This window comes from Paraburkholderia sp. (assembly GCF_024281035.1).
Lineage (GTDB): Bacteria > Pseudomonadota > Gammaproteobacteria > Burkholderiales > Burkholderiaceae > Paraburkholderia.
Map to the genome: position 1 here is coordinate 69,407 of NZ_JAMXLH010000020.1, position 22,723 is coordinate 92,129.

Genomic DNA, 22,723 nt, shown 5'->3' on the forward strand with positions numbered 1-22,723 from the left:
AGAGCGGAATGAGCGAGAACATCTACGCGCACGACCCGCGGGTCGCGAGCGATCCGTTCGCGGCCGGGGAAGGTAACCTGTTCCAGCGAGTCATGCAGATGAAGCACGACGAACAGGGGCAGATGCAGGGACAGACGCAGGATCAGCAGGCTCAAGCGCAAGGACAAGCGGCGCCCGCCGAGGGCGGCGCGTCTTCAGCAGACGAGGGAGGCATGAACCTGTTCTCGACGGTCCGGCCGAACATCGTCCAGTCGATCCGCGCGTTTCGCGTGCAGGATCTCCACGACGAGGCCCAGCGCCTCGATCAGCATTTTCTCTACGCCTACTGCGCGAACGCGAAGAGCAAGCAGGAAGTGCTCGAAACCATCGCGACGTCGTTTCTGTTTCCGAAGCATTTCGGCAAGAACTACGACGGGCTGTACGACTGCCTGACCGATCTCGTGCAGAAGGCGGGTGAGCAGCCGGGCTTCGTGGTCGTCCTGGACGGACTGCCGATCGCGCAGAAGTTCGACAAGGACGGGCGCGAGACGCTGCTCGACGTGTTTCGCGAAGCCTCCGAATACTGGGGCGAGCGCAAGGTGCCGTTCCGGGTCTTTTATTCGTTCGCCTGACGTCCGTCGTCAGCTTTCGGCACCCGGCACTCCGCCGGAAGAAGCGCACCGTTCACGCGCACGCTCCGCTCAGGCCCGCCTTCCGGTAAGGAAACGGCGGGCCTTGTCGTTTTTACCAGCCGCCCCAGCGCGCGGCCAGTGCCGCAAGGACCGCGATACCGGCCGTTTCGGTGCGCAGGACGCGCGGCCCGAGCCCGACCGGAACGAAGCCGTGGCTCTCCGCGGCCGCCTCCTCCGCCGAGGAAAATCCGCCTTCCGGCCCCACCAGCACGATTACTTCGCCCTTGGGCGGATCGTGCGGCAGCGACGCGAACGACGCGTTCGCGCGCGGCGAGAGGATCACGCGCAGCTCGCCTTCGGCCGCAGTTTTCGGCATGCCGCCGAGCCAGGTGCCGATTTCGCGCGACGGCGCGACGTCAGGCAGACGGTTACGTCCGCATTGTTCGCACGCCGACTGGACGATGCGCTTCCAGTGCAACTGGCGCCGCTGCGCGCGCTCGCCCGAGAGGCGCACGACGCTGCGCGACGTGGTGAGCGGCACGAAGTTCGTCGCGCCCAGCTCTACGGCCTTCTCGATCAGCCAGTCCATCTTGTCGCTGCCGGCGATGCCCTGGGCGAGCGTGAGCCGGTACGGCGGCTCGGCTTCGACGTCGCGAAACGAATCGACGCGCACCTTCGTGTCGCGGCGCTCCATCTCGACGATTTCGGCGCTGTATTCGCCGCCCTCGCCGTTGAAGAGGACGATCGTGTCGCCGGGCTGCAGACGCAGCACCTGGACGTGTCGCGTGACTTCGTCGGGCAGGACGACGAGATCGCCGGACGGCAGCGGGCTACCGACGAAAAAACGGGGCATAAGACAGGTTCTCATTGCTTCAGTGCAGGTGGCGAGCAAGCGCCCAGCGGTAGCCGTCGAGGTCTTCGACCTGTGCGAAACGGTCTCCCCAGAACTGGTTCTGCGGCTCACTCAGCGATTTCGCGCCGGCTTCGAGAGCTCGCGCGTAAACCGCGTCGACATCGTCGACATATAGATAAAAGGACTGTGGGGCGATCGCCCCCGCGCTCTTCGGCGTATGCGCTGTCGAGCCGAATGCGCCCTCCGGCGCAAACATCACAATCAACTGGTCGTGGTAGGTCATCTCCACATGCATGACCGCGCCATCGTCTTCCACGCAATCGCGCACGACGAATCCGAACGCCGACTCGAAAAATACCATCGCCGCGCGGGCGTCGCGCACCGTCAGATAGGGCGTCAGCCACGGCACGCCTGCGGGGCGGGATGAGGGCATCGAGTATCTCCAGATTCGCGATTCGGACGGGTGACTGCAGTGCCTGATGGACGCTGCGGGCCGGTGATGGACGGGCGCTCAACGCACGCAAACACATAATTTTGCAGAACGGCAGTCGCTATGGATCCAGGAATCGACCTAGTTTTTCGCGAACGGTCCATGGCGTAGCGAAGAGCGCGGCGTGCAGATTCGCATCGTAAAAGCGCAGGCTAACGATTGCGCGTTCTTCCAGACGCGTGCGCAGCGTGGCCGTATCGACGGCAACCGGGTCGAGCCGGTCGCTCGCGACGGCCATCAGCCAGAGCGAGCCGTAGAGCGGCACGTAGGCGGCGAGCGGGCGCACCACGGCGAACGAGGTGCGCAGGCCGTCGAGCAGCGCACCGATACGCGCCGCATGGTGATATGGCGAGCCGAGATGGAGCGAGATCAGCGCGTCGGCGGTCATCACGCGCTTGAGCGCCGCGTAGAACGCCTCCGTGTAGAGACCGGCGGCGGGCGAATCAGGCGGGGTCAGATCGAATACGACGAGATCGAACTGTTCCTGCGTCTGCTCGACGAACGCTGCGGCGTCGCCGATCACCAGTTCGACGCGCGGATCGTCGAATGCATCGCCGCGCACCTGCGGCAAGTAGTCGCCGGTCAGCCGCACGACGTCGGCGTCGAGTTCGGCCACGACGATGCGCGCGATATCAGGATGACGAAGCAGCTGGCGCGCAGCGCCGCCATCGCCGCCGCCCAGCACGAGCGCCGTGCGCGGCGCCGGATGCGCGAGCGCGGCCGGGTGCGTCATGCATTCGTGGTAGACGAATTCGTCGCCGGCGGACGTCATCGGGCGGCCGTCCAGCGCGAACAGGCAGCCGAGTTGCGGCGTATCCCAGACCTCGATGCGCTGCCAGGCCGAATCCACACTGGCGAGGCGGTGCGCGCCGGGGAAGCCGTACAGGGCGTCGGCGGCGGGGTGGAAGAGGAGCGGGACGTTCACGGATGCGGGCGCGACCGGCCGGACCGGCCGCGCTGTCTAAAAAATGGGCAACGCCGCATTATACGAGGCTAAACGCGCCTGTCGTTCGTTGCGGTGTCACACAGTTCGCGCGCGCGAATTTCTTCAAACGTGCGGCATACGTGGCCGCGTGCCAAAAGAGTAGGCACGACGGCGCTTTGCGGCCGAAATCCGCGCGTCGCCACCGCTGTTGCGCACGGGCCGACACCGCGCGGTGCGCGGCTCGACACGCGCATGTCGAGTCGCCGCCATCCGGTCCCGGCGCGCCCTTCAGTCATCCCCTCGTCCATCCCGTCAGGTATCCCGAAAATGCCCTTCTGTGACGCGCGCGTGTCAGGGATAGTCCGCATGTTCTGATAGAATATTTCGCTTTGCAGCCCCTTCCGTTTGCTCTGGCCTTCTTGCGTCTCCCGGCGCCGCACCGTGCGCCGGAGCAGCTATCTCGCCGAGCTCCCGGATCCCAGCGCTGCGGTGCGCGAGCGTCGCGCATGCCGCTTTTTGCACTCGTTCCCCGGACTCGACATGACGACCCCGTCCTCAGCCTCCCCAGCTACCACCCAATTGATGGCCAACGCGATCCGCGCGCTGTCCATGGACGCTGTCCAGCAAGCGAATTCCGGCCACCCCGGTATGCCGATGGGTATGGCGGAGATTGCCGTCGCGCTGTGGTCGCGCCATCTGCGCCACAACCCGTCGAACCCGCACTGGAGCGACCGCGACCGTTTCGTGCTGTCGAACGGCCACGGCTCGATGCTCCTGTACTCGCTGCTGCATCTGACCGGCTACGACCTGCCGATCGGGGAGCTGAAGAACTTCCGTCAACTGCACTCGAAGACGCCGGGCCACCCCGAATACGGCATCACGCCGGGCGTCGAAACGACCACCGGCCCGCTCGGCCAGGGTCTGGCGAATGCGGTCGGCATGGCGCTCGCCGAAGCGCTCCTCGCGGCCGAGTTCAACAAGGCCGACGCGAAGATCGTCGATCACCACACGTACGTGTTCCTGGGCGACGGCTGCCTGATGGAAGGCATCTCGCATGAAGCCTGCTCGCTCGCCGGCACGCTCAGGCTGAACAAGCTGATCGCGCTTTACGACGACAACGGCATCTCGATCGACGGCGACGTCGTGAACTGGTTCCACGACGACACGCCCAAGCGCTTCGAAGCGTACGGCTGGAACGTGATCCCGCACGTGGACGGCCACGACGTCGACGCGGTCGACGCCGCCATCGCGAAGGCGAAGGCGTCGGACAAGCCGACGCTCATCTGCTGCAAGACCATCATCGGCAAGGGTGCGCCCACGAAGCAGGGCGGCCACGACGTGCACGGCGCGGCGCTCGGCGCGGAAGAAATCGCGAAGTGGCGCGCGGCGTCGGGCTGGAAGTGGGAGCCGTTCGTGCTGCCGCAGGAAGTCTATGCCGACTGGGACGCCAAGGCTGCCGGCGCGAAGTTCGAAGGCGCGTGGAACGACGCCTTCGCGCAGTACGAGGCGAAGTACCCGGTCGAAGCCGCGGAATTCGTGCGCCGCATGGCCGGCAAGCTGCCCGCCGACTGGGCGCAGAAGGCCGCCGCGATCGTCGCGGGCGCCGACGCGCGCCAGGAAACCGTTGCGACCCGCAAGGCGTCGCAGCAGGCAATCGAGGCGCTCGCCGCCGTCATGCCGGAGCTGCTTGGCGGCTCGGCCGACCTGACCGGCTCGAACCTCACCAACTGGAAGGCCTCGAAGCCCGTGCGCGCAGGCGAGGGCGGGATCAAGTGGGGCAATCACGTCAACTATGGCGTGCGCGAGTTCGGCATGAGCGCCGCGCTCAACGGCATCACGCTGCACGGCGGCTACAAGGCGTTCGGCGGCACCTTCCTCACGTTCTCGGACTACAGCCGCAACGCGCTGCGCGTCGCCGCGCTGATGAAGTGCCCGTCGATCTTCGTGTTCACGCACGACTCGATCGGCCTCGGCGAAGACGGCCCGACGCACCAGTCGATCGAGCACGTCGCGAGCCTGCGCCTGATCCCGAACATGACGCTCTGGCGTCCCGCCGATACCGTCGAAACCGCGGTGGCCTGGACCCAGTCGATCGAGCATCATGGCCCGTCGTGCCTCGTGTTGAGCCGTCAGAACCTGCCGTACAGCGAACGCTCCGACGCGCAGATCGCGAACATCGCCAAGGGCGGCTACGTGCTGCGCGACTGGAACGACGACATCCCGGGCCGCAAGATCATCCTGATCGCGACGGGTTCGGAAGTCGAACTGGCGCTGAAGGCGGTCGATCCGCTGCAGCGCGAGGGCATCGGCGCCCGCGTGGTCTCGATGCCGTCGACCAACGTGTTCGACAGGCAGGACGCCGAATATCGCGAGCATGTGCTGCCGAAGGGCGTGCGTTGCGTCGCGATCGAAGCGGGCGTCACGGACTTCTGGCGCAAGTACGTCGGCCTGGAAGGCGGCGTCGTCGGTATCGACACGTTCGGCGAGTCGGCTCCGGCGGGTGTACTGTTCAAGCACTTTGGTTTCACGGCCGAGCACGTGGTTGCCACGGCGAAGGCCGCGCTCGACTACTGAGCATGCTTTAAGGGCCCGCGTTAGCGCGGGTCCGCTGCTGTGTGCGCCGCACGGAACGCCCGGGTACGGGCGCAGGCGGCACCGGGATCGGAAATTTTTCAGCCATCAGGAGATAAACCATGACTATTCGCGTCGCTATCAACGGCTATGGCCGTATCGGCCGTAATACGCTTCGCGCGTTCTACGAGAGTGGCAAGAAGCACGACATCCAGTTCGTCGCAATCAACGACCTCGGCGACGCGAAGACCAACGCGCATCTGACGCAGTACGACACGGCCCACGGCAAGTTCCCGGGCGAAGTCTCGGTGGACGGCGACTACCTCGTCGTCAACGGCGACCGTATCCGTGTGCTGGCCAACCGCAACCCGGCCGAGCTGCCGTGGGGCGAGCTGGGCGTCGATGTCGTGATGGAGTGCACGGGCTTCTTCACGAGCAAGGAAAAGGCGAGCGCCCACCTCAAGGGCGGCGCGAAGAAGGTCATCATCTCGGCGCCGGGCGGCAAGGACGTCGATGCGACGGTCGTCTACGGCGTGAACCACAACGTGCTGAAGGCCGAGCACACGGTCATCTCGAACGCTTCGTGCACGACCAACTGCCTCGCACCGCTCGTCAAGCCGCTGAACGACAAGATCGGCCTCGAAACAGGTCTGATGACGACGATCCACGCGTACACGAACGACCAGGTCCTGACCGACGTGTACCACGAAGACCTGCGCCGCGCGCGCTCGGCCACGCAAAGCCAGATCCCGACGAAGACGGGCGCTGCCGCTGCGGTCGGCCTCGTGCTGCCGGAACTGAACGGCAAGCTGGACGGCTACGCGATGCGTGTTCCGACCATCAACGTGTCGGTTGTCGACCTGTCGTTCATCGCCAAGCGCGACACGACGGTGGAAGAAGTCAACGCGATCATGAAGGAAGCCTCGGAAGGCGCGCTCAAGGGCATCCTCGGCTACAACACCGCACCGCTGGTTTCGATCGACTTCAACCACAACCCGGCATCGTCGACGTTCGACGCCACGCTGACCAAGGTTTCGGGCCGTCTCGTGAAGGTGTCGAGCTGGTACGACAACGAGTGGGGCTTCTCGAACCGCATGCTGGACACGACGGTTGCGCTCGCGAACGCGAAGTAAGCACGCGACGTTGCGTACTACCTGCACTGCCTCGTAGTACGAAAAACCGCCTCTCGGGGCGGTTTTTTTTCGGGGTGCAGGTTCTGCGCGCGCAAAGCAAAACGCCACGGCCCGAAGGCCGTGGCGTTTGCGTTTTACTCTACCGCGCAGCGTGCAAATCAGTGCTTGCGGTACTGGCAGTTCTCCTTCGTGCACACGCCGTAGAGCGCGAGTGCGTGCTCCTGCAGCTTGAAGCCCCGGTCGCCGGCGATCGTCTGCTGGCGCTTTTCGATTTCGGGATCGAAGAATTCCTCGACGCGTCCGCAGTCGAGACAGACCAGGTGGTCGTGGTGGCTACCCTCGTTCAGCTCGAACACCGCCTTGCCCGATTCGAAGTTGCTGCGCGTGAGCAACCCGGCCTGCTCGAACTGCGTGAGCACGCGGTAAACGGTGGCAAGGCCGATGTCGAGTTCCTCGGTCAGCAGGTGTCGATAGACATCTTCCGCGGTCAGGTGGCGCACCGCGCTGTGCTGAAAAATCTCCAGGATCTTGAGTCGAGGCAGCGTCGCCTTGAGCCCGATATTCTTGAGATCGGCTGGATTGGTCATGACTATTAATCCCTGGAGTACAATACCAGGCTCTTATGTTAATGCGGTTTGCTGTTCCGGTCATCTTCGACACAGATCTTCGTAGAACAAGCGCGGCTTCGCGACAAGCCCGCACGGTGAGGGAAATGATTCCAGAATCCAAAACGACCGGCCGGGGCGGCCGCCTTTCGAGTGCTCTCGCGTGCACCCTGGTGGCCGCAGCGGCGCTTTCGGCGCTGGCCGGCTGCTCCACGTACGACAGCCTGACCCAGCGCGTCGCCCAGCGCATCACGCCGTACCGCATCACCATCGTCCAGGGCAACTTCGTGTCCAGGGAAGCCGCGGCTGAGATGCGCGTCGGCATGTCGCGCGCCGACGTGATCAAGCTGCTCGGCACACCGCTTCTGACCGACATGTTCCACAACGACCGCTGGGACTACGTCTTCTATTTCAAGCGCGGCTCGACTGCGGTCGTGCAGCAGCGTGACTTCGTCGTGAAGTTCGAAGGCGATCGCGTCGCCAGCTGGTCGGGCGGCGACGATTTGCCGTCCAACCTCGAACTGCTCGCCGAAATCGACGGCGACCGCAGCGGCAAGAAGAGAGCCGCCGCACCGGCGCCGGTTTCGGCCGCCGTCGCTGCGGCAGCGGCTTCGGAAGCGGCCGCCGCAGCGGTCAATCCGACCGTCCCCGACACCGCGCGCACGCCGTCGTCCGACCTCGGCGCCGCCACGGGCGCGCTGCCGGCCGACGCCAGCGCCAACGCGCAGGCCGCCGCCGCCGCGAACCGCGCGACCGAAGCGGTGCAGACGCCGTCCGGCTTGACGCCGTCGGTGCGTGCGAATACGCCGACGTCGTCGGCGCTGCCGCCGAACGTCGGCACGATGCCGTCGCAGGTTCAGTTCCGCCGTCAGCCCGCGCCGCAGGTCCAGGGCGCCGAGCCGGTCAATCCGGTTGGCCCGGCCGCTGGCGCGCAGGGCACCGGCGAGCCGAACGCGCTGCCGCCGGCGCAGAGCGCGCCGCTTGCGACGCCGCCTGCCGTGCCTGCGTCGGGTGCGGCGGGAACGGGCGGCTGATCGGGCTGTCCGTAAGCACTACAGGGCGAAGCGCACCGGCTGGAACGAGTTGCGCTTCGCGTCTAGCCGGCGGCTTCGGGCCGCCGTGTTTTTTTCGCAGCGCCGCTTTGACGCCGGTTTCAAGCCGGTTTCAAGCAGGTTTAATTGAAGGCGCTGCGCCAACGTTGCCGGAGTACGCATGAAAATCGCAATCGCCGGGGCGTCGGGCCGCATGGGCCGGATGCTCATCGAAACCGTCCTCAATTCGCCCGAGGTCACGCTGTCGGGCGCGCTGGAGCGCCAGGGCTCGGCGGCCGTCGGCCAGGACGCGGGCGCTTTCCTCGGTAAGGACTCCGGCGTGCGCGTCACGGACGACATCGACGCCGTGTTCGCCGCAAGCGACTGCCTGATCGACTTCACGCGCCCCGAGGGCACGCTCGTGCATCTCGCGGCGGCCCAGCGTCATAACGTCAAGATGGTGATCGGCACGACCGGCTTCGACGCCGGGCAGAAAGCGCAGCTCGCCGCCGCCGCGGAAAAAATCGGCATCGTCTTTGCGGCGAACATGAGCGTGGGCGTCAACGTCACGCTCAAGCTGCTGGAGTACGCGGCGCGCTTCTTCGCGACTGGCTACGACATCGAGGTCATCGAGGCGCACCATCGCCACAAGGTCGACGCGCCTTCGGGCACGGCGCTGGCGATGGGTGAGGCGGTTGCGCACGCGCTCGGCCGCAGTCTGGACGACTGCGCCGTCTACGGGCGCCACGGCGTGACCGGCGAGCGCGATCCGTCGACGATCGGTTTTTCGGCCATTCGCGGCGGCGATATCGTCGGCGACCACACGGTGCTGTTTGCGGGCATCGGCGAGCGCATCGAAATCACGCACAAGTCGTCGAGCCGCCTGTCGTACGCGCAGGGCAGCGTGCGCGCCGCACGCTTTCTCGAAGACAAGGCGCACGGGCTGTACGATATGCAGGACGTGCTCGGCCTGCGCTGAGCCGCGCGTTCCGATCCGGCTCCGGCGCCGGTCGGTTCCCCGGCCAGTTCCCAGGCTGGCTCTTTGGCTGACAGGCCGGTTTTCCGGGTAGCGAGGTCCGATGGCAGCGGGTACCGGAGTCATTCACTATCTGCAGACGAGCGACGCCGTCACGCATGCCGTGGCGTGGGTGTTGCTCGCGATGTCGATCGCGAGCTGGTGCTTCCTGATCGTCAAGAGCTGGATGCTCGTGCGGGCGAAGCGGCAGGGGCCGCAGGCGGTCGCGCGGTTCTGGCAGGCGCGCACGCTCGCGGAGGGCGTCGCGCTCATGCGAAGCGCGGACCGCGAGCGCGTGTTCCTGCCGTTGGCCGAAGCGGCGCTGGCGGCGGCCGAAGCCGATACGTCCGGCGCGCTGCTTGCCCGCGTCGATCGCAGCGAACGCGTGCTGCGCGCGCTGCGCGGCGCGCTTCAGGCCTCGCAGCGGCGGCTCGAATTCGGCCAGGTGCTGCTCGCTTCGGTGGGCAGCACGGCGCCCTTCGTCGGCCTGCTCGGCACCGTGTGGGGCATCTATCACGCGCTCGGCAGCATTGCGGCGAGCGGGCAGGCGATGATCGAGAACGTCGCGGGCCCGGTGGGCGAGGCGCTCATCATGACGGCCTTCGGCCTCGTCGTCGCGATTCCTGCCGTGCTTGCCTATAACGTGCTCGGGCGGCTCGCGCGCCAGCTCGGCGACGATCTCGACGGCTTCGCGCACGATCTGCACGCCTACGTGTGCCAGCCTGCCGGCGCGGCGCAGCGGCGGCAAACAGCGCTCGAATCCGACCCCGACTGACGCAGCGCTCGCGCGAAGGAGCATTTGATGGCATTCGGCGGACTCGACAAGAAGCACGGCTCGGCACCGATGGCCGAAATCAACATGACGCCGCTCATCGACGTCATGCTCGTGCTGCTCGTCATCTTCATCATCACCGCGCCGCTCTTCACGCACGCGATCCGGCTCGACCTGCCGCAGGTCGCCGCCGACTCCACGCGGCAGACGCCGCAAACCGTCACGCTGTCCATCGACGCCGCCGGCAAGATCGACTGGAACGGCCAGCCGGTCTCGCTCGACGAGATGCGGGCGCGTTTCACCGCCGCAGGCAAGGCGGCCGAGGATGCCCAGCCCGATCTGCAGTTGCGCGCCGCGCGCGAGACGCGCTACGACGTGATCGCCCAGGTCATGGGCGCGGCGCAGCAGGCGGGGATTGCGCGCATCGGCTTCGTGACCGAGCCGCCGCCGCCCGGCAAGCACTGAGCGCGGCGCCGTTGCTCAGTTGCCAACTCACCGGCGGTGTCTGTCGGACTGCCCGGGCGCGCGCCGCCGCGCTCTCCCGATCGCTTGCCTTGCGGACCAAACCCCGCAGGGCGGAAAGCGCGGTCAACTCAACGGTATAATCACCGTTTCCCTGTAAAAAGGGCCCAGAAAAGCCACCGCTACCCGCCGGCCAAGCGAATTGCCAGAATTGCCGGCTCCGGTGCACGCGGCACGGAATCAGCGTTTCCCACCCACACCATGCTCGAAAAATACGTTCCCACCGACGTCGAATCCGCCGCGCAAGGCGAATGGCGCGCCAACGACGCTTACCTGACGGCCGAAACGACCGACAAGCCCAAGTTCTATTGCGTCTCGATGCTGCCGTATCCGTCGGGCAAGCTGCACATGGGCCACGTGCGGAACTACACGATCAACGACGTGATGTACCGCTATCTGCGGATGAACGGCTACAACACGCTGATGCCGATGGGTTGGGACGCGTTCGGCATGCCCGCCGAGAACGCCGCGATGGCCAACGGCGTGCCGCCCGCGCAGTGGACGTACGACAACATCGCGTACATGAAGGGCCAGATGCAGTCGATGGGTCTCGCCATCGACTGGTCGCGCGAGATCGCCACCTGCAAGCCTGACTACTACAAGTGGAACCAGTGGTTCTTCCTGAAGATGCTCGAGAGGGGCATCGCGTACAAGAAGACCGGCACGGTGAACTGGGACCCGGTCGACCAGACCGTGCTCGCCAACGAGCAGGTGATCGACGGCCGCGGCTGGCGCTCGGGCGCGCTCGTGGAAAAGCGCGAAATCCCGATGTACTACCTGCGCATCACGCAGTACGCCGATGAACTGCTGGGCGATCTCGGCGACCTCGGCTGGCCCGAGCGCGTGAAGATCATGCAGCAGAACTGGATCGGCAAGAGCTTCGGCGTGAACTTCGGCTTCCCGTACGAACTCGACGGCGAGAAGAAGTTGCTGCGCGTGTTCACCACGCGCGCCGACACGATCATGGGAGTGACCTTCTGCGCGATCGCCGCCGAGCATCCGCTGGCCACGCGCCTCGCGCAAGGCAAGCCGCAGCTCCAGGCGTTCATCGACGAATGCAAGCGCGGCGGCGTGGCGGAAGCCGACGTCGCGACGATGGAGAAGAAGGGTCTCCCGACCGGCTTCACCGTCACGCACCCGATCACGAATGAAGCGGTGCCGGTGTGGATCGGCAACTACGTGCTGATGAGCTACGGCGAAGGCGCGGTGATGGGCGTGCCGGGCCACGACGAGCGCGACTTCGCCTTCGCGAAGAAGTACGAACTGCCGATCCGGCAGGTCATCGCCGCGGAAGGCGAGACCTACTCGCTCGAAGGCTGGCAGGAGTGGTACGGCGACAAGGAGCGCGCGGTCTGCATCAACAGCGGCAAGTTCGACGGCCTGAATTATCAGCAAGCCGTGGACGCGGTTGCCGCCGACCTCAAGGCGCACAGTTTCGGCGACAAGCAGGTCACGTGGCGTCTGCGCGACTGGGGCATCTCGCGCCAGCGCTACTGGGGCACGCCGATCCCGATCATCCATTGCCCGGATTGCGGCGACGTGCCGGTGCCCGAAGCGGACCTGCCGGTCGTGCTGCCCGAAGACCTCGTGCCGGACGGCACGGGCAACCCGCTCGCGAAGTCCGAAGCCTTCCTGAACTGCAAGTGCCCGAAGTGCGGTGCCGCCGCGAAGCGCGAAACCGACACGATGGACACCTTCGTCGACTCGTCGTGGTACTTCTACCGCTACGCCGCGCCGGATGCGAAGGCGATGGTGGACGAGCGCACCGACTACTGGATGCCGATGGATCAATACATCGGCGGCATCGAGCACGCGATCCTGCACCTGTTGTATTCGCGCTTCTGGGCGAAGGTTTCGCGCGACCTCGGCCTCGTGAAGTTCGGCGAGCCCGCGAAGAACCTGCTCACGCAGGGCATGGTGCTCAACGAGACGTTCTATCGCGAGGATGCGTCGGGCAAGAAGACCTGGTACAACCCGGCCGACGTCACCGTCACGCATGACGACAAGGGCCGCCCGATCGGCGCGACGCTCAACGCCGATGGCCAGCCGGTCGTGCTCGGCGGCGTCGAGAAGATGTCGAAGTCGAAGAACAACGGCGTCGATCCGCAGGTGCTGATCGACCAGTACGGCGCGGACACCGCGCGTCTCTTCACGATGTTCGCCGCGCCCCCTGAGCAGCAGCTCGAATGGTCGGGCGCGGGCGTCGAAGGCGCGAGCCGCTTCCTGCGCCGCGTGTGGGCGTTCGGCCATGCGAACGCGCAGGCGCTCAACGCGCGTGCGGCGCTCGACGTGGCTACGCTCACGGACGTCGAAAAGGCGCTGCGCCGCGAAGTCTACGGCGTGCTCAAGCAGGCCGACTTCGACTATCAGCGTCTGCAGTACAACACGGTCGTGTCGGCCGCGATGAAGATGCTCAACGCGATCGACAGCGCGAAGGGCGCGGGCGCCGGCGTGCAGCGCGAGACGTTCGGCGTGCTGCTGCGCGTGCTGTATCCGGTCGTGCCGCACATCACGTATCGTCTGTGGCAGGAACTCGGTTATGCCGGTGAATTCGGCACGCTGCTCGACGCGCCCTGGCCGAAGGTCGACGAAAAGGCGCTGGAGCAGGCCGAAATCGAACTCGTGCTGCAGGTGAACGGCAAGGTGCGCGGCGCGGTGACCGTCGCGAAGGACGCAGGCAAGGACGCGATCGAAGCTGCGGCGCTCGCGCACGAGATGTACGTGAAGTTCGCGGAAGGCCGCGCGCCGAAGAAGGTCATCGTCGTGCCGGGCCGTCTCGTGAACGTCGTGGTTTGATGTAGCGACTGATGCGGCGATTGATGTGGAGAGACTCGCTGCGGCGAGGGCGGGACGCACGGCGTGCCGCCCTCGCACCGAGCCTGTCTCGAACCCGGGAGCTTATGTGATTCGCAGATCGTTTCTGTTACTGGCAGGCAGCGCGCTGATGCTCTCGGCGTGCGGATTCCAGTTGCGCGGGCAGCAGGACTTCGCGTTCAAGCGCCTCGCCATCGTCGGCGCGCCGCCGCCCGTCGCGGCGCGCATCGCGCGCCTCGTCGAAGGGGGCAGCGATTCGGTGGTGGTCCAGTCGATGTCCAACGCCGACGCCGTCCTGCGCGTCTCGGAAGGGCGCAGTTTCAGCACGCTTACGCTCAATGAGCTCGGCGTGGTCCAGGAATACCAGATCAACTATTCGCTCAACTACGTGCTGATGAAGCCCGACGGCACCCTGCTGATCCAGCCGAGCGTGATCGCGCTGAACCGCGCGATGACCTACAGCACCCAGTTCTCCACGGCCAAAGTGACGGAAGCCGACCTGCTGTTCACAGACATGCAAAACGATGCCGTCGATCAGCTTACGCGCCGGCTGGCGGTCCTGAAGACGCTGACGCCGACGCCCGACCAGGTCGTGCCGGGCGTGGCGCCGGCCGCGCCGCTGCCGCCGCCGCCGCTCTGATGCGCGGCATTCTCTCCGACCACACGTAAGCGCCATCCATGCAACTGCGACTCGACGCACTCGAACCGCACCTCGCAAAAGGGCTCGCCGGGCTTTACGTCGTTTATGGCGACGAGCATCTGCTCGCCCAGGAGGCGTGCGACCGCATTCGCGCGGCCGCGCGCGCGGCGGGCTTCACGGACCGGTCGGTGTTCACGGTCGAGCGCGGGTTCGACTGGAGTTCGCTGCTTGGCGCGAGTCAGTCGATGTCACTGTTCGGCGATCGCCAGCTCGTCGAGTTGCGCATTCCCTCGGGCAAGCCGGGCAAGGAAGGCGCCGACGCGTTGAAGACGCTCGCCGGATCGGCCAGGTCGGCGGCCGGATCGGTTGCGATTGCTGACGTGCTCACGCTCGTCACGCTGCCGCGTCTCGATGCGGCGACGCAGAAGTCGGCCTGGTTTTCGGCGCTCGCCGAAGCCGGCGTCGCGCTGAAGATCGATCCCGTCGAGCGCGCGCAACTGCCGAACTGGATCGGTCAGCGGCTCGCGCAGCAGGGCCAGCGCGTCGCGCCCGGCGAGGACGGGCGGCGTGCGCTGCAGTTCGTCGCCGAGCGCGTGGAGGGCAACCTGCTCGCGGCGCATCAGGAGATCCAGAAGCTCGGCCTGCTCTACGAGCAAGGTGTGCTGAGCTTCGAGCAGATTCACGACGCCGTGCTCAACGTGGCGCGTTACGACGTCTTCAAGCTCAACGAAGCGATGCTGACCGGCGACGTCGGCCGGCTCGCGCGCATGCTCGACGGCCTGCGCGGCGAAGGCGAGGCTGCGGTGCTCGTGCTGTGGGCCGTCGTCGAGGAAATCCGCACGCTGCTGCGCATCAAGCGCGGCGTCGCGGCGGGCAAGCCGCTCGCGATGCTGTTGCGCGAGAACCGCGTGTGGGGACCGCGCGAGCGGCTGATCGGCCCGGCGCTTTCGCGTCTGACCGATGCGGCGCTCGAACGCGCGCTCGCGACGGCGGCGCGGCTCGACCGCCAGGTCAAGGGACTGTCGGCGCAGGCGCGCGGCGAGTGGCGCAACGCGCTGCCGCCCGACGCCTGGGACGGGCTCTTCGAACTCGCGATGACCGTCGCGTCGCCGCGTGACGCAGGCACTGCGGGTGCTGCGGGTGCCGGGGCGCGGCCATCGGCCGCTCCTGCTGCGCGCGGCGCGGCAGGGCCTGCGGGCCGCACGCAGCCGGGCGGCCGACCGCCGTCCGCAGGGCTGGCGCGCAGGCCGGGCTGAGCCGCAAGGGCTCACGAGGCCTGCAGGCCGGCGCCTGCTTTCGCGCGCCGGGCGCAGCGGGTGCCACGTGCGCTCGCCGCCGCTCACCGGACGGGACGGGCGCACCGGGCGTACCTTGGGCACCGGCCTTACAATCATTCTTTCCAGCGTGCTTTCCAGGCTACGTTTGCACACGCTGCACGCGCCTCATCACGACACACATATGGATATCGACCAGTACATGACCGACCTCGGCCGCCGCGCCCGCGAAGCTTCGCGCGCGATGGCGAGAGCTACGACCGCCGCGAAGAACGCCGCGCTCGAAGCGGTGGCGCAGGCCATCGAGCGTGAGGCGCAGCAGCTCAAGGACGCGAATGCCCGCGACCTCGCGCGCGCGAAGGACAAGGGCCACGACGCGGCCTTCATCGACCGGCTCACGCTGTCGGACAAGGCGCTCAAGACGATGGTCGAGGGCCTGCGCCAGGTGGCGGCGCTGCCCGATCCGATCGGCGAGATCAGCAACCTCAAGTACCGCCCGAGCGGCATCCAGGTGGGCCAGATGCGCGTGCCGCTCGGCGTGATCGGCATCATCTACGAATCGCGGCCGAACGTGACGATCGACGCCGCGGCGCTGTGCCTGAAGTCGGGCAACGCGACGATCCTGCGCGGCGGCTCCGAGGCGCTCGAATGCAACACGGCGCTCGCCGGGCTGATCCGCGAAGGGCTGGCGGCGGCGGGGCTGCCGCAGGAAGCGGTGCAGGTGGTCGAGACGGCCGACCGCGCGGCGGTGGGCAAGCTCATCACGATGACCGAATATGTCGACGTGATCGTGCCGCGCGGCGGCAAGAGCCTGATCGAGCGCCTGATGGCCGAGGCGCGCGTGCCGATGATCAAGCATCTCGACGGCATCTGCCATGTCTACGTGGACGACCGCGCCGATATCGCGAAGGCGCTCAACGTCTGCGATAACGCGAAGACGCACCGCTACGGCACCTGCAACACGATGGAAACGCTGCTGGTCGCGCGCGGCATCGCGCACGAAGTGCTGCCGCCGCTTGGCCGCCTGTATCGCGACAAGGAGGTCGAGTTGCGCGTCGATGGCGCGGCGCGCGCGATTCTCGCCGCTGCGGGCGTCGGCCCGCTCGTGGACGCGACCGAAGAGGACTGGAGCACGGAATACCTCGCGCCGGTGCTGGCGATCAAGGTGGTGGACCACCTCGACGAGGCGGTTGCCCATATCAACACGTACGGCTCGGCGCACACCGATGCCATCGTCACCGAAGATCACGACCGCGCGATGCGCTTCCTGCGCGAAGTGGATTCGGCGAGCGTGATGCTGAACGCCTCGACGCGTTTTGCAGACGGTTTCGAATTCGGCCTCGGCGCGGAGATCGGCATTTCGAACGACAAGCTGCACGCGCGCGGCCCGGTCGGCCTCGAAGGCTTGACGTCGCTCAAGTACGTGGTCTTCGGCCACGGCGAAGGACGGCAATAATTCTGTGCGGCGCGCGCGACGGCGCGCGCCACTCTCTTTCGTGCATGTCCGGGCCGCTCGTGCTGCCGCTTGTGCCACATTTGTCTGGCCGGCGTGCTCTAGTCAATCAAGCAGACAGGAAGGATCGCCAGATGCTTTGGGTCAAGACGTTTCACATTGTTCTAATCGCGTCCTGGTTTGCAGGATTGTTCTACCTGCCGCGTATCTTCGTGAATCTGGCGATGGAAACCGAGCCCGCCGCCGTGAAGCGCCTCCTGCTCATGGCGCGCAAGCTGTACCGTTTCATGACGATCATCGCCGTGCCCGCGCTGCTGTGCGGTCTGTGGCTGTGGCTCGTGGTGGGCATCGGGTCCGGCCAGGGCTGGATTCACGCGAAGGTCGGCGTGGTCGTGCTGCTCATCGTCTATCACCACTATTGCGGGCATCTTCTGAAGACCTTCGAGCGCGGCCAGAACCGCCGCTCCGACAAGTGGTATCGCCTGTTCAACGAACTACCGGTGCTCGGCATGCTGGCGGCCGTGGCGCTCGTCGTGCTCAAGCCGTTCTGATTCTTCGTCTCTCGCGGGCGGCGCGGATGCCGCCCGTCGTCTTGCGCCGCGTCTGCGTCGGGTCTGCACCGACTGCAGGCGCAACCAGCCCGCGCAATTCCCTCCTCCACGCGCTGTAAAGCGCCTCGCCTAACCGACCGGATCGAGGCGGCGGCGCGCGATGATCTCCTTCGCGCCCGCGAGTTTTTCCGTGAGTTCCGGGCCGCGCTGCAGCGCGACGCCTACCGCGAGAATGTCGCCGATCGCGAGGTGCGACGTGCGCGAGGTCATCGGCGAGAAGATGTCCGTGTCTTCGTCGACGTTCGCGTGCAGGCCGACCGTCGCGAGACGCGCGAGCGGCGAGGTGCCGTGGGTGATCGCGATCACCTTCGCGCCGCGGTCGAGCGCCGTGCGCACGGCGTCGACGACATCGCGCGTGCGCCCCGTGTTCGAGATCGCGACGACCACGTCCCCCGCGCCAAGCAACGCAGACGACATCAGGAACGTGTGCGGATCGGCGTAGGCGACGCTCGGCATGCCGAGGCGGAAGAACTTGTGCTGCATGTCCTGCGCGGCGATACCCGAGCCGCCCGCGCCGTAGAACTCGATGCGCCTGGCGTTCGCGAGCAGCGCGATGGCCTCGGCGAGCGCGTCGGCGGACAGATTGTTGCGCACCTGCAGCAGCGCGCCGATGGTGCGGTCGAGCACCTTGGCCGCGACGCCCGGCACGGGCTCGTCGGGGCGCACGTCGCGATAGACCGCGGGCGGCAGGTCCGCGGCCACGGCCTGTGCGAGCCGGATCTTGAACTCGCGAAATCCCGAGAAACCGAGCGCGTGACAGAACCGCGCAATGGTCGGCTGGCTTACGCCCGCGCGCTGCGCGACTTCGGTCATCGAGAGGTCGAGCACTTCGCGCGCCGCATCGACGATGTAATCGGCGAGCTTGCGCTCGGACGGGCGCAACTGCTCGCGTATGGCCTTCACCTGGGACAGCAGCATCGGAAAACTCGCACTATGCTGAAAGATCCGTGGACTATAGCGGATCGGAGGACGTGTACAAAAACTACATCCATGCGGCCAAAATTGCAATGCCGAACAGGCGGCGTTGGGAATAGTCCGCTATTTGTGGGAATTAAGCGCCTGCCCCTTAGGGCAAACGCCAGGGTTGCGCAGGATTGCGGGCTTGTAGTTTTTCTACTAACATCGCGCCATTGCTGACTGGACGTCCGATCCGGCACGTGTGTCAGTCCATGCGTCAGCCCATGTGTCCCGCCAGGCCGAGAGGAAGGAGATTCGATGGTTTCCCCGCATTCCCAGTTGATGAAGGTCACGCGGCGCGTGATCGAGCGCAGCAAGCCGACGCGCGAGGCTTATCTCGCACGTATCGCCGCCGCGCAGGACCAGTTCCCGGCGCGCGGCGTGCTCTCGTGCGCGAATCTCGCCCACGGCTTCGCGGGGCTCGAAGGCCGCGACAAGATCGCGATCAAGTCGATCCGCGAGCCGAACATCGGCATCGTCTCGGCGTACAACGAGATGCTCTCGGCCCACGCGCCCTACAAGAACTACCCGGACATCATCAAGGAAGCGGCCCGCGAAAACGGCGGCGTTGCGCAGTTCGCGGGCGGCGTGCCCGCGATGTGCGACGGCATCACACAGGGCAATGCGGGCATGGAGCTGTCGCTCTTCTCGCGCGAAGTGATCGCGATGAGCACGGCGGTTGCGCTCACACACAACATGTTCGACGCGGCGCTGTGCCTCGGCATCTGCGACAAGATCGTGCCGGGTCTGCTGATCGGCGCGCTGCAGTTCGGCCACCTGCCCGCGATCTTCGTGCCTGCCGGCCCGATGGCGAGCGGCCTGTCCAACGACGAGAAGGCCAAGGTGCGCCAGCAGTTCGCGATGGGCCAGTGCGGGCGCGACGCGCTGCTCGAATCCGAGGCGGCGGCCTATCACAGCCAGGGCACCTGCACCTTCTACGGCACGGCCAACAGCAACCAGATGCTGATGGAAGTGATGGGCCTGCATCTGCCGGGCTCGGCGTTCATCCATCCGTACACGCCGCTGCGCGACGAACTCACTGCCGCGGCGGCGCGCCGCGTGCTCGATCTCACCGTCGAGCGCGGCAACTACACGCCGATCGGCCACGTGATCGACGAGCACGCGATCATCAACGGCATCGTCGCGCTGCTCGCGACGGGCGGCTCGACGAACCACACGATGCACCTCGTGGCGATTGCGCGCGCAGCGGGCATCATCATCGACTGGGACGACTTCGACGCGCTCTCCGACGCCGTTCCGCTGCTCGCACGCGTCTATCCGAACGGCAAGGCCGATGTGAACCACTTCCACGCGGCGGGCGGCATCGCGTTCCTCGTGCGCGAGCTGCTCGACGGCGGGCTGTTGCACGAAGACGTCACGACCGTCGCGGGCAAGGGCCTGCGCCACTACACGAAAGAACCGAAGCTGCTCGACGGCAAGCTCACCTGGGTCGATGCGGTCGAGCAAAGCGCCGACACCGCCGTGCTGCGCCAACTCGCCGAGCCGTTCCAGCCGGACGGCGGCCTGCGCCTTATGCAGGGGCGTCTTGGGCGCGGCGTCATCAAGGTTTCGGCGGTTGCGCCCGAGCGCCGCAAGGTGCGTGCGCCCGCAATCGTGTTCGATTCGCAGGAAGCCGTGCAGGAAGCGTTCGATCGCGGCGAACTCGAACGCGACTTCGTGGCCGTCGTGCGCTTGCAGGGCGCGCGCGCCAACGGCATGCCGGAGCTGCACCGCCTCACGCCGCTGCTCGGCGTCGTGCAGGACAAGGGCTTTCACGTCGCGCTCGTGACGGACGGGCGCATGTCGGGCGCGTCGGGTAAGGTCCCCGCCGTGATCCACGTCTCGCCCGAGACGCTGCTGCACGGCCCGATCGGCAAGGTGCGCGACGGTGACATCGTCGTGATCGACGCCGTCGAAGGCGTGCTCGACGTCGAAGTCGACGCAGCCGAATGGGACGCGCGCCCGGTCGCGCAGCCCGCGCATCAGGAAAGCAACGAAGCCGGCTTCGGCCGCGAACTGTTCGGCGTGTTTCGCGCCGCTGCGGCGCCGGCGGAGCAGGGCGCGTCGGTGTTCGGCGCCCTCGTCGGCGAAACCGGCAGCAAAGCAGGCAGCAAAGCTGCGGACGCGACGGCCGCCCACGCCCGCAAGGCGACCGCAACCCAACATCAAGGAGCATGACTATGGCAACGCATCTGCCAACCACGTCGGTAGCTGACATCGTCCGCCTCGGCCCGGTGATTCCGGTGCTCGCCTTCGAAACCGCCGAGCAGGGCGAGCACGTTTCGCGCGCGCTGTACGCAGGCGGCGTGAAGGTCCTCGAAATCACGCTGCGCACGGCAGCCGGCCTCGACGCGATCCAGCGTGCGTCGCAGATCGCACCGGATATCGCAGTTGGCGTCGGGACGATCACGAAGCCGGAGCAATGCGCGCTCGCGAAGCAGGCCGGTGCGCAGTTCGGCGTCTCGCCGGGTCTCACGCGCGAGATGCACGATGCGTCGATCGAGGCGGGTTTGCCGCTTCTGCCGGGCGTCATGACGCCGTCGGACATCATCCTCGCTATGGAACTGGGCTACGAGATCGTGAAGTTTTTCCCAGCCGTGCCCGCGGGCGGCATCGCGATGCTCAACGCATTCCACGGCCCGTTCCCGACGCTCAAGTTCTGCCCGACCGGCGGCATCACGCCCGAAACGGCGCCGAATTTCCTCGCACTCCCAAACGTCGTGTGCGTGGGCGGCTCGTGGCTCACGCCGAAGGCCGCGCTTGCGGCGCAGGATTGGGCCGAAGTCACGCGCCTCGCGCGCGCGGCAAGCGAGTTGTCGCGTCCCGTGCGCTGACGCGCGCGTGGCGCGCGGGTTCGGAGCAGTAGCCTCCGGACTCGCGGCGCATTGAAAACCGGCTGGTTTGCGACGGTGCGACAAACCGCGCAAGGGTTACGCCTTGCGCGGTTTGTGCTGTTATAAACAGCCGTAACTCAAGTCGTTGTAACCTCTACACCCTCGGCCTCCAGCCTTGGCGGCGACCATTGCGTCTTGCGCGCTGGATGCGTGAACGCGTCTCGAACATCACCTGTGGAGGAGTCTCATGGGAGTGGCCCACGGCAGCATGCTGCTGGTCTACGCGCTCATCGCGATTGCTGCGCTGATCCTGCTGATCACGCGCTACAAGATTTATCCGTTTCTAGTCCTGATCATCGTCTCGCTGCTGCTCGGCCTTGCCGTCGGCATGCCGATGGATCAGATCGTCAAGTCGTTCGAGACCGGAAACGGCAATACGCTCGGCCACATCGCAATCGTGGTCGGCCTCGGCACCATGCTCGGCAAGATGATGGCCGAGTCCGGCGGCGCGGAGCGCGTCGCCACGACGCTGATCCGCTGGTTCGGCGAAAAGAACATTCACTGGGCGATGATGTTCGTCGCCGTGATTGTCGGCTTGCCGGTGTTTTTCGAAGTCGGTTTCGTGCTGCTCATTCCGATCGCGTTTAACGTCGCCAAGCGTACCGGCAAGTCGCTGCTGCTCGTCGGCCTGCCGATGGTGGCGGGCCTGTCGGTCGTCCACGGCCTGATTCCGCCGCACCCGGCTGCGCTGCTCGCGGTGCAGGCGTATAACGCCGACGTCGGCAAGACCATCGCTTACGGTCTGATCGTCGGGGTGCCGACCGCGATCGTCGCCGGTCCGCTGTTCGCGCTGCTCATTCACCGCGCAATCAAGCTGCCCGAGGACAACCCGCTCGCCGCGCAGTTCGTCGCCGTCAAGCCCAAGGCTGACAGCGAGCTGCCTGGCTTCGGCATTACGGTCTTCACGATTTTGCTGCCGGTGATCCTCATGCTGATGGGGAGCTGGGCGGATCTTGTGTTCGCGCCCAGGACGCTGGCCAACGGCCTGCTGAAATTCATCGGCACGACCGACGTCGCATTGCTGATCGCCGTCCTCGTGAGCTTCTGGACCTTCGGCGCGCGACAGGGCTTCACGCGCGAGCAGATCCAGAAGTTCTGCGGCGACTGCCTCGCGCCTATCGCGGGCATCACGCTGATCGTCGGCGCGGGCGGCGGCTTTGGCCGCGTGCTGATGGACAGCGGCATTTCGAAGGAGATCGTCGCGGTGGCGGAGTCGGCTCACCTTTCGCCGCTCCTGTTCGGCTGGTTCGTCGCGGCGCTGATCCGGCTCGCGACCGGCTCGGCCACCGTCGCGATGACGACGGCCTGCGGCATCGTCGCGCCGATTGCAGCCGCGAGCGCTTCGACTGTCAAGCCGGAACTGCTCGTGCTCGCGACCGGTTCGGGCTCGCTGATCTTCTCGCATGTGAACGACGGCGGCTTCTGGCTGATCAAGGAGTACTTCGGCATGACCGTCGTGCAGACCTTCAAGACCTGGTCGCTGTGTGAGACGATTATTTCCCTGATGGGACTCGGGCTGACTTTCGCGCTTGCGGCCGTGCTGTAACGCGAA

General features: G+C 66.4%; 20 protein-coding genes. 15 read left to right on the forward strand and 5 right to left on the reverse strand.

Annotation, left to right across the window (positions count from 1 at the left end; translation table 11 throughout):
* Positions 1 to 8 precede the first annotated feature (8 nt).
* Positions 9 to 611, forward strand: a complete 603-nt coding sequence (locus Q0L30_RS05045; protein ID WP_296652062.1) for a barstar family protein — start codon at positions 9 to 11, stop codon at positions 609 to 611.
* Between the two features lie 112 nt (positions 612 to 723).
* Here the strand turns inward: Q0L30_RS05045 and Q0L30_RS05050 are convergent, their stop codons facing one another.
* From Q0L30_RS05050 to speE, 3 genes are all read right to left on the reverse strand, one after another.
* Positions 724 to 1,464 carry a 16S rRNA (uracil(1498)-N(3))-methyltransferase gene (locus Q0L30_RS05050; protein ID WP_296652065.1) on the reverse strand — a complete coding sequence of 247 codons (741 nt, stop codon included), beginning with the start codon at positions 1,462 to 1,464 and terminating at the stop codon, positions 724 to 726.
* A 19-nt stretch (positions 1,465 to 1,483) separates the two neighbouring features.
* A complete protein-coding gene (locus Q0L30_RS05055) occupies positions 1,484 to 1,897 on the reverse strand; it encodes a VOC family protein (RefSeq protein WP_293038372.1) in 414 nt (137 codons plus the stop codon).
* Positions 1,898 to 2,015: 118 nt separating this feature from the next.
* Positions 2,016 to 2,879 carry a polyamine aminopropyltransferase gene (gene speE, locus Q0L30_RS05060; protein ID WP_296652069.1) on the reverse strand — a complete coding sequence of 288 codons (864 nt, stop codon included), beginning with the start codon at positions 2,877 to 2,879 and terminating at the stop codon, positions 2,016 to 2,018.
* Between the two features lie 540 nt (positions 2,880 to 3,419).
* Between speE and tkt the strand changes: the two genes are divergently transcribed.
* Both tkt and gap read left to right on the forward strand, forming a co-directional pair.
* Positions 3,420 to 5,453 carry a transketolase gene (gene tkt / locus Q0L30_RS05065; protein ID WP_296652071.1) on the forward strand — a complete coding sequence of 678 codons (2,034 nt, stop codon included), beginning with the start codon at positions 3,420 to 3,422 and terminating at the stop codon, positions 5,451 to 5,453.
* Positions 5,454 to 5,572: 119 nt separating this feature from the next.
* Positions 5,573 to 6,583: a type I glyceraldehyde-3-phosphate dehydrogenase gene (gene gap / locus Q0L30_RS05070; RefSeq protein WP_293038381.1), complete on the forward strand. Its 1,011-nt coding sequence runs from the start codon at positions 5,573 to 5,575 to the stop codon at positions 6,581 to 6,583.
* Positions 6,584 to 6,741: 158 nt separating this feature from the next.
* On the opposite strand, the gene fur is transcribed toward gap, so the two are convergent.
* On the reverse strand, positions 6,742 to 7,170 hold the full coding sequence (gene fur / locus Q0L30_RS05075; RefSeq protein ID WP_296652077.1) for a ferric iron uptake transcriptional regulator: 429 nt from the start codon (positions 7,168 to 7,170) through the stop codon (positions 6,742 to 6,744).
* A gap of 125 nt (positions 7,171 to 7,295) precedes the next feature.
* Between fur and bamE the strand changes: the two genes are divergently transcribed.
* The 9 genes from bamE (at position 7,296) to Q0L30_RS05120 (ending at position 17,260) form a co-directional block, all read left to right on the forward strand.
* A complete protein-coding gene (bamE, locus tag Q0L30_RS05080; protein ID WP_296652079.1) occupies positions 7,296 to 8,222 on the forward strand; it encodes an outer membrane protein assembly factor BamE in 927 nt (308 codons plus the stop codon).
* Positions 8,223 to 8,400: 178 nt separating this feature from the next.
* Positions 8,401 to 9,198 (forward strand): 4-hydroxy-tetrahydrodipicolinate reductase, encoded by a 798-nt coding sequence (dapB, locus tag Q0L30_RS05085; RefSeq protein ID WP_293038390.1) that lies wholly within the window; start codon positions 8,401 to 8,403, stop codon positions 9,196 to 9,198.
* A gap of 100 nt (positions 9,199 to 9,298) precedes the next feature.
* Positions 9,299 to 10,009, forward strand: coding sequence for a MotA/TolQ/ExbB proton channel family protein (locus Q0L30_RS05090; RefSeq protein WP_296652083.1), 711 nt, complete (start codon positions 9,299 to 9,301; stop codon positions 10,007 to 10,009).
* A gap of 27 nt (positions 10,010 to 10,036) precedes the next feature.
* Positions 10,037 to 10,471, forward strand: a complete 435-nt coding sequence (locus Q0L30_RS05095) for a biopolymer transporter ExbD (RefSeq protein WP_296652086.1) — start codon at positions 10,037 to 10,039, stop codon at positions 10,469 to 10,471.
* Between the two features lie 258 nt (positions 10,472 to 10,729).
* A complete protein-coding gene (leuS, locus tag Q0L30_RS05100) occupies positions 10,730 to 13,324 on the forward strand; it encodes a leucine--tRNA ligase (protein ID WP_296652089.1) in 2,595 nt (864 codons plus the stop codon).
* Positions 13,325 to 13,430: 106 nt separating this feature from the next.
* Positions 13,431 to 13,982: an LPS assembly lipoprotein LptE gene (gene lptE, locus Q0L30_RS05105; protein WP_296652091.1), complete on the forward strand. Its 552-nt coding sequence runs from the start codon at positions 13,431 to 13,433 to the stop codon at positions 13,980 to 13,982.
* A gap of 38 nt (positions 13,983 to 14,020) precedes the next feature.
* Entirely contained in the window at positions 14,021 to 15,238 is a 1,218-nt protein-coding gene (holA, locus tag Q0L30_RS05110; RefSeq protein ID WP_296652093.1) for a DNA polymerase III subunit delta, read from the forward strand.
* Between the two features lie 202 nt (positions 15,239 to 15,440).
* Complete coding sequence (locus Q0L30_RS05115; protein WP_296652096.1) at positions 15,441 to 16,712, forward strand: glutamate-5-semialdehyde dehydrogenase; 1,272 nt, start codon at positions 15,441 to 15,443, stop codon at positions 16,710 to 16,712.
* 131 nt (positions 16,713 to 16,843) lie between these two features.
* Positions 16,844 to 17,260 (forward strand): CopD family protein, encoded by a 417-nt coding sequence (locus Q0L30_RS05120; RefSeq protein ID WP_296652099.1) that lies wholly within the window; start codon positions 16,844 to 16,846, stop codon positions 17,258 to 17,260.
* A gap of 129 nt (positions 17,261 to 17,389) precedes the next feature.
* On the opposite strand, the gene Q0L30_RS05125 is transcribed toward Q0L30_RS05120, so the two are convergent.
* Positions 17,390 to 18,238: a MurR/RpiR family transcriptional regulator gene (locus Q0L30_RS05125; RefSeq protein WP_296652102.1), complete on the reverse strand. Its 849-nt coding sequence runs from the start codon at positions 18,236 to 18,238 to the stop codon at positions 17,390 to 17,392.
* A 297-nt stretch (positions 18,239 to 18,535) separates the two neighbouring features.
* Between Q0L30_RS05125 and edd the strand changes: the two genes are divergently transcribed.
* The 3 genes from edd (at position 18,536) to Q0L30_RS05140 (ending at position 22,717) form a co-directional block, all read left to right on the forward strand.
* Positions 18,536 to 20,455 (forward strand): phosphogluconate dehydratase, encoded by a 1,920-nt coding sequence (gene edd, locus Q0L30_RS05130; protein WP_296652105.1) that lies wholly within the window; start codon positions 18,536 to 18,538, stop codon positions 20,453 to 20,455.
* A 2-nt stretch (positions 20,456 to 20,457) separates the two neighbouring features.
* Positions 20,458 to 21,111, forward strand: coding sequence for a bifunctional 4-hydroxy-2-oxoglutarate aldolase/2-dehydro-3-deoxy-phosphogluconate aldolase (gene eda / locus Q0L30_RS05135; protein ID WP_296652108.1), 654 nt, complete (start codon positions 20,458 to 20,460; stop codon positions 21,109 to 21,111).
* 247 nt (positions 21,112 to 21,358) lie between these two features.
* Positions 21,359 to 22,717, forward strand: a complete 1,359-nt coding sequence (locus tag Q0L30_RS05140) for a gluconate:H+ symporter (protein ID WP_296652111.1) — start codon at positions 21,359 to 21,361, stop codon at positions 22,715 to 22,717.
* Positions 22,718 to 22,723: the final 6 nt, after the last annotated feature.